Source organism: Sphaerimonospora thailandensis (assembly GCF_016863115.1).
In the GTDB taxonomy this organism is placed as follows: Bacteria; Actinomycetota; Actinomycetes; order Streptosporangiales; family Streptosporangiaceae; genus Sphaerimonospora; species Sphaerimonospora cavernae.
This window is the reverse complement of record NZ_BOOG01000090.1, coordinates 1-10,883: the sequence shown is the minus strand read 5'-3', so window position 1 is coordinate 10,883 and position 10,883 is coordinate 1. Positions and strand designations below refer to the sequence as shown.

The following is a 10,883-nucleotide window of genomic DNA, read 5'->3' as shown; positions in this document are numbered from 1 at the left end:
CATGTGCATGTCCACACATGGTGTAGTTGGCCTTCCCCGCGTCGATGAACTCGTACGCGGCGGTTACCGGTGTTCCCAGGCGAAGAAGGCCGCAGTTTTTTCAGAAACTTCTTCTCGTGAAGCTTTCGATTCTCCCGCTCCCAGAACCAGCTCCCGCTCATTCTTCTTCTCACCCGCGTCCTGCGGTCCCACATCATTACCGTGAGCCTGCCGAACGCCGGCAGGTGTCACCCAGTTTCCAAGTGTGGTTTCTTGAATGCCGAGTTCCTTGGCCGCATGCGCAATCGACCGCGGCCCGTCCAATGCGGACCTCTTCGTCCGTGAACTCCTGACTGAACCGTCGGCTGGGTCCCGCCACTACCTCCCCTTCCGGTTGCCTCTAAACCTTATTTTGAGGCCTGTCCGGAAGTCCCGGGGCACCTTCACCTACCGCTCAGGACATTGGCGTCTGACTGTCAGTCATCTTGTTTATTTTTCAGCCATCTTGGCCTTCACCTTCTATTGCCAGACCGAAGCGCCGCGCGATCAGTTCGTAGGAGCGCATGCGGTCTCGGGGCGCATGAATCGTGGAAAGCAGCATGAACTCGCCGACATCCAGGGCATCTGCCATGGAGGTGAGCACCTTGTGCACGTGGTCGGGGTCGCCCACGACGCACCTCGGCCACTCGGCCACCTCCTCCGCAAGCGGTTCTACCTCGCCACGCAGCCCGTCGAGCGCGGCCTCCGGCGGCGGCAGGGGCAGCAGCAGCCCGCGGCCCATGCGCAACCGGAACAGCCGCTGACTGGCGAAGACCCGCTGGGCCTCGGCATCGGTGGGCCCGCAGTACACACCGACGCCGATCTGGACGCGCGGCCGGGCCCCGTCACGACTGTCGAAGGCGGCATGGTAGGACTCCACGACGGAACGGGTGACCTGAGGTCGACCGAAGTGGGCTATGGAGACGGGCAGTCCGAGACGGCCGGCGAGTTCGGCGCTCTGGGGGCTCGCGACCAGCAGCCACACTTCCGGTGCCCCGGCAGTGGGCATGAGTTGGATACGCCCGTACGGATGCCCGTCGGGGAAGCCGCGATGCAGGAAAGCGAGGAGTTCGGCGAGCTTGCGGGGGAACTCACCGTCATCTCCGCCGGCAGAGGAACCGGGGGCGAGCGCATGCGCCTCGATGCTGCTGGCACCGATGCCGCGGCCGATACCGAGGTCGATCCGGCCGGGCGAGAGCGCATCGAGCACCCGAAACACCTCGGCGACCTTCAAAGGGCTGTAGTGCGGGAGCAGCACTCCGCCGGAACCGACCCGGATGCGGCGGGTCTCGGCCGCCACCCTGGCCACCATGATCTCCGGGGCGGGGCCCGCAAAAGACGGCGTGGCGTGGTGCTCGGCGAGCCAGTAGCGGTGGTAGCCGAGCCGGTCCGCAAGACCCGCCAGGTCCAGGGAGTTGCGCAAGGCAGTGGCCGGGGTGGACCCCTCCGGCACGACGGACTGGTCGAGGACGGACAGTTTCACGCTGGTCTCCTTCACGGTCGGGGCCGGAAGGAGGGGGTGATGCGTTCTAGGGGGTGGCGGCTCCGGCCGCGGTGTGCCGGAAACGGGCGACGAGCGATGCCCAGCGATCGTCGAACGAGGCGGCGTCGAGCAGTCCAGACAGTTCCTCACGGCAACGGGCCTCCGCCTGCTCACCGCGCTCGGTGCCCGCCGGCGTCAGCGTGCAGTACACACCCCGGCGGTCGTGTTCACAGGAGACCCGGGCCGTGAGGCCCTTGTTCTCCAACCGGGTGACGAGCCGACTCATGGACGACTGGTCGAGCCCGACCGCGGTAGACAGCTCCTGCACCCGAGTGCCGCGTTCATGGCCGTACCTCAACTCGATGAGCACCATCAGCTCGGGCAGCGAGATCTGGCACTCGCTCGCGAGCATCCTCTCCAGAGACTGGTTGAGCTGACCGACCATCAGCGTCATCCGACGCCACAGGTCGAACTCTTCCGGACGCCCGGCACGGTCATCGGCCGCCATGTCCACCTCCTCTTCGTTCACTCCCCTCCACTATAGCTACCTCTATGCACAATCCATGTCTACGCACATATTTTTCGTGCGCATCCGCCCCTTAGTCTGCCCAAATGTCAGGACTCCTGCAAGATAGGCGGAGATATGGATGGAAATTAGATGCAGGCGCCTGCATCTGCCTCTAGTGTGGGGGTCACACAGAGCGTGGCGTTGATCCGCGCCCGTCCCCGACTGCATCGACACCAGGCGGTACGCATGACACTCGGAACTCCCGAATCCTCCACAACACCCGATACGACAACAGAGCCCTCGCAGACCGCTCCAGCAGCAGCGGAGACGACCGCCGCGGGGAGCGACAAACTCGACCCGGCGTTCATGCGCATGGCCGCTGTCCTGCTGCTCGCCCTGCTGATGGCGCTGCTCGACGAGACGATCGTCAACGTCGGCGTCAAAACGCTCAGCGGCGCGTTCGACTCACCGCTCTCGACCGTCCAGTGGGTCACCGCCGGCTATCTGCTCGCCGTTGCCGTCGCCACACCCTTCGCGGGCTGGGCCGTCGATCGCTTCGGCGGGCGCACGATGTGGCTCACCGCTGTCTCCCTGTTCGTGCTCGGCTCGGTGCTGTCCGGCTGTGCGTGGTCGATCGAGTCGCTGATCGCGTTCCGGGTGATCCAGGGCGTCGGCGGCGGCATGATCGTGCCCGTCGTGCAGAGTGTCCTCGCGACCACCGCGGGCCCCTCACGAGTCGCCAAGGCCATGGCGCTGATCTCGCTGCCGCTCACCCTCGGCCCGATCCTCGGCCCCGTCCTCGGCGGTGTCCTCGTGGACGCCGTGAGCTGGCGCTGGATGTTCCTGATCAATCTGCCCATCGGTCTGATCGCCCTGTTGCTCGCACTGCGAACCCTGCCCGCCGGCCAGCACGCCGGCCGTCCCGAGGAACGTCTGGACGTCCTCGGCCTGGTACTGCTCTCCCCCGGCTTCGCCGCGCTGGTCTACGGCTTCACGACGGCCGCGCACTCCGGTGACGCCTCGTCCCCGAAGGTGTTCGTCGCCTTCGCCGCCGGTGCGCTGTTGCTCGTCGGGTACGTGGTGCACGCGCTGCGCACCTCGGTCACGCCGCTCATCGACCTGCGCATGTTCGGCAAGCGCGGCTTCACGATGGCCGTCATCACGATGTTCTTCGTCGGTGCGGTCGCCAATGCCCTGCTTTTGCTGACCCCGCTGTACTATCAGCAGTCGCGTGGCTTCGGCGCCCTGCACGCCGGTCTGCTGCTGATCCCCTCCGGTTTCCTCGGCGCCGTCGGCGCGATCACCTCCGGCAAGACGGCGAACAAGGTCACCGCGCGGCTCACCTCCACGGTCGGCATGCTGGTCACCGCGCTCGGCGCGCTCGCTTTCACGCAGATCGGCTCCGACACGAGCACCGCGTTGCTGTCCGTCGCGATCGGCCTGACCGGCTACGGCATCGGCCTGGCCGCGCCCGGCACGATGGCGTTCATGTACAAGGCCGTCGGCGAGGCCAGCGCGCCTCGGGCGACCAGTGCGCTGTTCATCTTCAACCAGATCGGTGGCGCGCTCGGCATCGCGGCCATCGCGATCACCCTGCAGGGTCGGCTCGGCACGTCCGGGCACCTCGCCGGAGCGTACGGCGGCACATACTGGGTCATCATCATCTTCAGCGTGATCGCGGCGCTCGCGGCTGTGGTCCTTCCCGGCTCCTTCCGCGCGGAGGCTCCCCCGGAACAGCCCTCCGAGGGCAAGGGCCCGCTCCCCGAGTCCACCCCCGCCTGACCGCGCCTTCCCCACCTCGGCCCGCCCGGCCCTCCCTGGGCGGGGCGGTCCGTTTCACGGCTGCCGAGGACAGTCGTACCGTCCGCAACGGCGCCCACCCGAAACGTCGGCCGACCCCATGGCCGCTGGACCAGGAATCCAGCGCCGCCACCTACACCTGGGAGAAACCACCGCACCCCTGTCGGCGAGGAAAACGTGAAGGCACTGGTCACCACCTCCCTGGACCCGCTCACGCTTGAGCTGCGCTCCGTACCCGACCCCCGCCCCCACCCGGACGAGGCCCTGATCGAGGTCCATGCGACGGCCCTAAACCGAGCCGACATCCTCCTCGCGATCCGCCGCCCGGTCGGCTCCCCCCTCGGCCTCGACGTCGTCGGTACGGTCCTGAGCCCCGCTGCCGACGGCAGCGGCCCACCCGCGGGTACCCGGGTTACCGGCCTCGCCGCGAACAATGCCTGGGCCGAACTCGCCGCGGTCCGCACCGACCGCCTGGCGGCCGTCCCGGACAGCGTCACCGACACCGACGCCGCAACCCTGCCGGTCGCCGGCCTCACGGCCCTGTACGCGCTCCAGAAAGCCGGCTGGCTCCTCGGCAAGCACACGCTGGTCACCGGCGCGAGCGGCGGCGTCGGCCGCATGGCCGTGCAACTGGCCCACGCGGGCGGCAGTAAGGTGACCGCCTGGGTCGGTTCCGAGGCCCGCGGCACGGGGCTCGCCGAATTCGGCGCGAAGGTCGTCGCCGGTTACGAGGAGCCGCCCACCACTCCCGCCGACATCCTCGTCGACAGCGTCGGCGGTGAAGTGTTCACCACCGGCTACAAACTGCTGCGACGCGGCGGGATGGCGACGGTGTTCGGCAACACCGTCCGCGCCGAACTGCGGCTGCCCGCCGACTGGGGCCACGCCCGCCCCGGTGTCCGCATTGAGTACCTGTTCCTACTCGACGAGATCACCCGGCGCGACGTACCGGCCGACCTCGCCCTGCTGCTCGCCCTGGTCACCTCCGGGAAGCTCGTGGCCGAACTGGGCCTGCTCACCCCCTGGACCGACCCGCAGCCTGCCATCGCCGCCCTCCATTCCCGCTCGGTCAACGGCAAGGTCGTCCTGTCCATGTGACCGCGGAGGCCGGTAGGCGTCACCGTATCCCGAACTCACTTCCGTCACCGCACCGCGAGGTTCCCATGCGACTGATCAGCTACCACGAGCACGGCTCCCCCGACGTCCTGCGTGTCGAGGACGCCTCGGTGCCCACACCGGGCCGGGGCCAGTTGCTCCTGCGCACCGAGGCCGTCGGCGTCAACTTCATCGAGACCCAGCTGCGCGGCAACACCGCCCCGTTCCCCGCTCCGCTGCCCGGCCGCCCCGGCGGTGACGTGGTGGGCCGGGTCGAGGCGCTCGGCCCGGACACCGACGGGCCCGCGCCCGGCACTCGCGTCGCGGCGTTCGGCGTACCCGCCGCGTACGCGGACCAGGTTGTCGTCGACGCCGAACGCGCCCTCGTGGTGCCAGAGGACATCGGCGCGGCCATCGCGACCGCGCTCGGCTCCACCGCGCAGACCGCGTGGAGCGTCCTCGACGCGGCCCGGGTCGCCAAGGGGGACACGGTACTCGTGCACGCGGCGGCGGGCGCGATCGGCCACCTCGTTACCCAGCTCGCGAAGCTGCGCGGCGCGGGCCGGATCATCGGCACGGTCGGCTCGCCCGCCAAGGCCGACTTCGTCCGCGCGCATGGCGCCGACGACGTCGTCGACTACCGGCAGCCGGACTGGGCGGACAAGGTGCGCGAACTCACCGACGGGCAGGGCGTCGACGTCGTACTCGACAGCGTCGAGGGCGCCGTGTTCAAAAACGGCCTGAAGCTTCTCAAGCCGTACGGACGGCTCGTCTACTACGGCTTCGCGGGTGCCGACGGCGAGGTCGCGAAGGTGGCGATGACCGAACTCCTCGGTCTCACCTACGTGGTCGGCACCTCGCTCGACGCATGGGCGAAGGCCGACCCGGCACGTGTCGCGGAGGCGCGCGCGGAACTGGTCCGGCTGGTCGCGTCGGGAGATCTGCACGTCGCCGTGCACACCACGCTGCCGCTGACCGAGGCGGCCCAGGCCCACCGCGTCATCGAGAGCCGTTCACAGCTGGGCCGTGTGGTCCTCGTCCCCTGAGTCCAGAGCCCGAGTCCCGAGGGAGCCCGTCCCATGTCACAGAGAGCGAAGCAGCCGGCTCCTGTCGGCTTACCGTCATCCGCCCCGGCGCCCGGACCCGAGCCCGACGAGACCATCCCCGTCCTCGTCGCCGGGGCAGGCCCCGGTGGCCTCAGCACGGCCGTCTTCCTCGGCCTGCACGGCGTACCGGCGTTGGTGGTCGAGCGTCACCCGGGCACTTCGACCGCCGTGAAGGCCACCGGCCAGTACCCGCACACGATGGAGGCGCTGGCCATCGCCGGCGTCGCTGAGACCGTGCGCGAGCGGGGGCGCACGTACCGCAGCGACTTCCACATGGTCGTGGCGAAGACCCTCTCGGGCCCGGTATTGCGCACGCTGATGAGCGGCGACCAGCTGAGCATGCGGCACGTGTCCCCGGAGGACTGGGGCACCGCGAGCCAGTCCACCGTGGAGGCCGTACTCGCCGACCGGGCGGCGGAGCTCGGCGCGCGGCTGCGCTTCTCGACCCGGCTGACGTCGCTCACCCAGGACGCGGACGGGGTCACCGCGGTCACCGATCACACGGACACCGGCGAACGGCGCGTGATCCGGGCCCAGTACCTGGTGGCGGCGGACGGCTGGCGTAGCGCTATCCGGCAGTCCCTCGGCATCGCGGTGAGCGGCCGGGGCACGGTGGGCAAGGTGCTGCGCGTCCTGTTCGAGGCCGATCTCAGCGAGCCGCTGTCCCACACGGACGGCGCCGCCGACGGCCGCCGCTTCACCGCGCTGCACGTGGGCCGCGCGGTCCTGTTCAACACCGAGATCCCCGGCCTGTACGGGTACTTCCGCAACCTGACGCCCGAACTGCCGGACGGCTGGTGGACGCGCGAGGGCACCGTCACCGAGCAGATTCGTTCCGATCTCGGCATCCCGGACACACCGCTGAAGATCAAGGAGATCGGTGAGACGGAGATCTCCTGCGGGGTCGCCGAGCGGTTTCGCGAGGGCCGGGTGCTACTCGTCGGTGACGCCGCGCACGTGATGCCGCCGACCGGCGGTATGGGCGGCAATACCGCCTACCTGGACGGGCTGTACCTCGGGTGGAAACTCGCGGCCGTGCTGAACGGCACGGCGGGCCAGAGACTGCTCGACAGCCACGACGTCGAACGCCAGCCGTACGCCACGGAACTGGTGGAGCAACAGTTCGCGAACCTGGTGGACCGGGTCTCGCCTGAGCTCGCCGACGAGTCTCTGGGCGAGCCGCTGCCGCCGCCGGTGATCGCGTTCGGCTACCGCTTCCCGAAGGGCGCCGTGCTCACCGAACCCGATGACGGCGGCGAGCTGTTCGAGGACCCGGCCCGGCCCACCGGCCGGCCGGGATCCCACGCCCCGTACGTCCCCCTTACCCGCCCGGATGGCTCGGCCACCTCAACGACGGCCCTGTTCGGCCATGCGTTCGTGCTGCTCACCGGCCCAGACGGGGCGGCGTGGGCGGAGGGCGCCGTCACCGCGGCGGACGCGCTCGGCGTCGCCGTCCAGGTGCACCCGGTCGGTCCGGGCACCGGGCTGCTCGACACCGACGGGGCGTTCGCCGCAGCGTACGGCATCGGCGCCGACGGGGCCGCCCTGGTGCGGCCCGACCGGTTCGTGGCGTGGCGCTCCACCGGGACGCGCCCGGACCCGGTGGCCGAGATCGAGCACGCTCTGCGGCACGTGCTGCACCGGCCCGTCCCCTGAAACACCCCGAATCCCGAACCCTGTGGATGTCGTCGCGAAAGGAACCACCATGGCAGTGGCAGAAACAACCGCTCAGAACGAGAAAGCGGGGGCGGAGGACCGACGGGTGGCGCTGGTCACCGGTGGCACGAGCGGCATCGGCTTCGCCATCGCCGAACTACTCGCGGAGCAGGGGCACACGGTGTTTCTGTGCGGTCGGGACGGCGACACGGTCACCGCCGTCGTGGACAAGCTGCGCAGTCGCGGCTTCGATGCCGATGGCGTCGCCGCCGACGTCACATCGAAGTCGGACGTCCGGCGCCTGGTCCGCTCCACCGTGGATCGCTTCGGGCCAATCCACGTTCTTGTCAACAACGCCGGACGGGGCGGTGGCGGCACGACCGCCGAACTTCCAGACGAGCTGTGGGAGGCGGTCATCGAGACCAATCTCAACAGCGTCTTCCGCATCACCCGCGAGGTGCTGTCCCAGGGCGGCATGCTGGCATGCGGCCATGGCCGCATCATCAACATCGCCTCCACGGGCGGTAAGCAAGGCGTGGAACTGGCCGCCCCGTACTCCGCGTCGAAGCACGGCGTCATCGGCTTCACGAAGGCTCTCGGCAAGGAGCTCGCCCAGTCCGGCATCACCGTGAACGCGGTCTGCCCCGGCTATGTGGAGACGCCGATGGCTGCCCGGGTGCGCCAGGGTTACGCGGCACACTGGGGCACCACGGAGGAGGAGGTGCTGACGAAGTTCCAGGCGAAGATCCCTCTCGGCCGCTACTCGACCCCCGAGGAGGTCGCGGGCCTCGTCGGCTACCTCGCAGGCGACCTGGCCGCGTCCATCACGGCCCAGGCCCTGAACGTGTGCGGCGGTCTGGGCAACTACTGACGGCGGGCGGGTCGGACAGACACCCGACCCGCATGACGCCTGTGAGCGCCCGGCCCCAGGAACCCCCGGGCGTGCTCGTCGGTTGTCTGGACGCGCCCCTGCAGAAATGAGAAACCCTGGTGAGGTACTACACGGCGGACCGGCTGATCACCGGCGACCGCGGCATATGCATCCGGGACGGTGGGGTGCTTGTTGACGGGAGGCTGATCCGGTGGGCGGGGCCCGACCGGGAGGTGCCGCGGCGTCTGCGGCGCGAAAGCAAGCATGTGGAACTCGGACCGCTGACGCTGCTGCCCGGGCTCATCGACAGCCATGTCCATCTGGCGCTGGACGGCGCGCCGGGCGCCATGGACCGGATGCGGGCCGCCTCGGACGACGAGCTGTACGCGCTGATGCTGCGCAGCGCGGCCCAACTGCTGTCCGCAGGTGTGACCACCGCTCGCGACCTCGGCGCACCTGGCGGACTAGGGGTGCGCGTCCGTGACGCGATCCGCTCGGGCCTCGCTCCGGGACCCGAACTGGTCGTGTCAGGGGTACCACTGACCGTGCCGGGCGGCCACTGCTGGTTCATGGGTGGTGCCCGTGTCGGCGAACAGGCCCTGCGACAGGCGGTACGGGAGCAGGCCCGCACCGGTGTCGATGTCATCAAGGTCATGGCGACCGGAGGCGCGTTGACTCAGGGGTCGGCCTCGTGGCAGGGGCAGTTCACGGAGCGGGAGCTTGAGGCCGTCGTCGACGAGGCGACCCGCGCGGGCCTTCCCGTCGCGGCGCACGCGCACGGCGCAGAAGGGATAGCGGCCTCCCTGCGGGCCGGAGTGCACACCATCGAGCACTGCAGTTTCCTGGACGCGTCCGGCAGGATCGTCCCGGACCAGGGCCTCATACTCCGGCTTGCCGCGAGCGGCGTCCACGTCTGCCCGACCATCAGCGTCCGTTTCACCGAACGCTGGGATCGACAAGGCCCAGATCGGGTGCCCGCCCTGCTGGCTCTGTATCGTCGGGGTGTCGCCGTCGTCGCCGGTACCGACGCGGGCACCGACGGCGCGCCCCACCACGCCTACGTCGAGGGCCTGGTCGGCATGGCCCGGCTCGGTCTGCCGCCCGCCGAGATCCTGGAAGCCGCGACGACCCGTGCCGCCCGCGCTCTGCGCGTCGAGACACTGACAGGCAGGATCGCAACCGGGCTGCGCGCCGACCTCATCGCAGTCGAGGGTGACCCATTGCGCGATGTTACGGCGCTGCGGGCCCTACGCCTCGTCGTCACGACGGGACAGGAAGTTCGCTCACCGTCCCAGTCGGCTCCCACGGACGAGTGGGCGTGGTGAGCGATACGGCAGTTCGCGAGCACTGCGGGTGGGCAGGGCCACAGGCGTACACGATGTGTGTACAACCATCCGCATCGGCCTTGCGCTTCTTCCTCTAGACTAGTTCCTCGGCCTCAACTCAGCTCGCCAGCGAGGCCGGCCTTCTTGACTAGCCGGCCCCACCGGGGGCTGCGGGCGAAGGCCCGGGCGATAGCGACGCCGCTGGGGAGGTCGCCGTCGGCATGGCGGTTCTGCTGTGCCCACTGCCAGGCTTCTCGCTGTAGCACCCGGCCGTTCCCGTCGTGCTCAGCAGGTGAGTCGGCGTCTTCCTCCTGATTGTCTTCTGGCTCCACGGGGTCGGCTTTCGCGTCGGCGGCAGGGTCAGCACTGAGGGCAGGCAGCTCTTGAGCTTCGGCCCGTTTTCCCGCGCAGCGGCGGATCTGGGACATCAGGAGCTCGTAACTGCCGATCAGAGCCAGCGAAGGCCACGCCGCGATGATGCGGCCGATCAGGCTGGGATCGGCGACGGCGATGTTCGCGCCGAGGCTGGCCAGACTGCCGACCACGAGGAGGCTCCAGGCCAGGAGGCCGCCGCGGGAGCCGTACCGGTTGGCCAGGAGGATGGACATCGAGGCGACGACGATCAGGCCATCAACAGCGAGCGGGATGAGTACCGCCGCCAGGTGGTCCTCAGCGTGACGCAGGCACAGCTCGTGCATGTGCCGGAACGAGACGACCGCGGCAATCGCCGCCAGTAGGAAAACACCGGCGATCATCGTACGCCGGATGCGGTGTACCGCAAGGGAGTTCGGAGCCATCGCTGCTCAGGCCTCCTCGTCCAGAGGAAGGTCAGCGGCAGCGATACGCGCATAGTGATTTGGTTGCAAACCCCCCTCGGACACGAACCTTTTCACTATGTGAGGGCTGAGATTCACCTCTGCTCTCGCTTTTGCTTTGCCGGGATGGTACGTCAGCCGCAGGCCCAGGCGCTGGTAGACCTCACTCTTCGGGTCTGTGGGGACTTGAGAAGATCCATTTCTCG

Annotated in this window: 11 protein-coding genes; 6 read left to right on the top strand and 5 right to left on the bottom strand. The window is 69.2% G+C overall.

Features of this window, described 5'->3' with window-relative positions:
• Positions 1–63: 63 nt before the first annotated feature.
• The 3 genes from Mth01_RS28480 to Mth01_RS28470 form a co-directional block, all read right to left on the bottom strand.
• Entirely contained in the window at positions 64–303 is a 240-nt protein-coding gene (locus Mth01_RS28480; protein WP_204019055.1) for a hypothetical protein, read from the bottom strand.
• Between the two features lie 172 nt (positions 304–475).
• Positions 476–1,501 carry an LLM class flavin-dependent oxidoreductase gene (locus Mth01_RS28475; RefSeq protein ID WP_204019054.1) on the bottom strand — a complete coding sequence of 342 codons (1,026 nt, stop codon included), beginning with the start codon at positions 1,499–1,501 and terminating at the stop codon, positions 476–478.
• Between the two features lie 46 nt (positions 1,502–1,547).
• Positions 1,548–2,030 (bottom strand): MarR family winged helix-turn-helix transcriptional regulator, encoded by a 483-nt coding sequence (locus Mth01_RS28470; protein ID WP_204019053.1) that lies wholly within the window; start codon positions 2,028–2,030, stop codon positions 1,548–1,550.
• Positions 2,031–2,255: 225 nt separating this feature from the next.
• On the opposite strand from Mth01_RS28470, the gene Mth01_RS28465 reads away from it, so the two are divergent.
• The 6 genes from Mth01_RS28465 (at position 2,256) to Mth01_RS28440 (ending at position 9,862) form a co-directional block, all read left to right on the top strand.
• Positions 2,256–3,791, top strand: coding sequence for a DHA2 family efflux MFS transporter permease subunit (locus Mth01_RS28465; protein ID WP_204019052.1), 1,536 nt, complete (start codon positions 2,256–2,258; stop codon positions 3,789–3,791).
• A 195-nt stretch (positions 3,792–3,986) separates the two neighbouring features.
• Positions 3,987–4,907 carry a zinc-binding dehydrogenase gene (locus Mth01_RS28460; RefSeq protein WP_204019051.1) on the top strand — a complete coding sequence of 307 codons (921 nt, stop codon included), beginning with the start codon at positions 3,987–3,989 and terminating at the stop codon, positions 4,905–4,907.
• 65 nt (positions 4,908–4,972) lie between these two features.
• Positions 4,973–5,950 carry a quinone oxidoreductase family protein gene (locus Mth01_RS28455; RefSeq protein ID WP_204019050.1) on the top strand — a complete coding sequence of 326 codons (978 nt, stop codon included), beginning with the start codon at positions 4,973–4,975 and terminating at the stop codon, positions 5,948–5,950.
• A gap of 33 nt (positions 5,951–5,983) precedes the next feature.
• On the top strand, positions 5,984–7,666 hold the full coding sequence (locus Mth01_RS28450; protein ID WP_204019049.1) for an FAD-dependent monooxygenase: 1,683 nt from the start codon (positions 5,984–5,986) through the stop codon (positions 7,664–7,666).
• Between the two features lie 49 nt (positions 7,667–7,715).
• On the top strand, positions 7,716–8,537 hold the full coding sequence (fabG, locus tag Mth01_RS28445; RefSeq protein WP_204019048.1) for a 3-oxoacyl-ACP reductase FabG: 822 nt from the start codon (positions 7,716–7,718) through the stop codon (positions 8,535–8,537).
• 119 nt (positions 8,538–8,656) lie between these two features.
• Positions 8,657–9,862 (top strand): metal-dependent hydrolase family protein, encoded by a 1,206-nt coding sequence (locus tag Mth01_RS28440; RefSeq protein ID WP_204019047.1) that lies wholly within the window; start codon positions 8,657–8,659, stop codon positions 9,860–9,862.
• A 113-nt stretch (positions 9,863–9,975) separates the two neighbouring features.
• Here Mth01_RS28440 and Mth01_RS28435 read toward each other — a convergent pair whose 3' ends face one another.
• Together Mth01_RS28435 and Mth01_RS28430 are read right to left on the bottom strand one after the other, a co-directional pair.
• On the bottom strand, positions 9,976–10,617 hold the full coding sequence (locus Mth01_RS28435; RefSeq protein WP_239090076.1) for a DUF2637 domain-containing protein: 642 nt from the start codon (positions 10,615–10,617) through the stop codon (positions 9,976–9,978).
• A gap of 48 nt (positions 10,618–10,665) precedes the next feature.
• Positions 10,666–10,883 (bottom strand): hypothetical protein (locus Mth01_RS28430; protein ID WP_204019045.1); only part of this gene is annotated, 218 nt, incomplete at its 5' end.

Bases quoted from the DNA above. Each gene is read 5' to 3' on its own strand.
- Mth01_RS28465 (WP_204019052.1), top strand. From the start codon at position 2,256: ATGACACTCGGAACTCCCGAATCCTCCACAACACCCGATACGACAACA.
- Mth01_RS28455 (WP_204019050.1), top strand. From the start codon at position 4,973: ATGCGACTGATCAGCTACCACGAGCACGGCTCCCCCGACGTCCTGCGT.
- Mth01_RS28450 (WP_204019049.1), top strand. From the start codon at position 5,984: ATGTCACAGAGAGCGAAGCAGCCGGCTCCTGTCGGCTTACCGTCATCC.
- fabG (WP_204019048.1), top strand. From the start codon at position 7,716: ATGGCAGTGGCAGAAACAACCGCTCAGAACGAGAAAGCGGGGGCGGAG.
- Mth01_RS28435 (WP_239090076.1), bottom strand. From the start codon at position 10,617: ATGATCGCCGGTGTTTTCCTACTGGCGGCGATTGCCGCGGTCGTCTCG.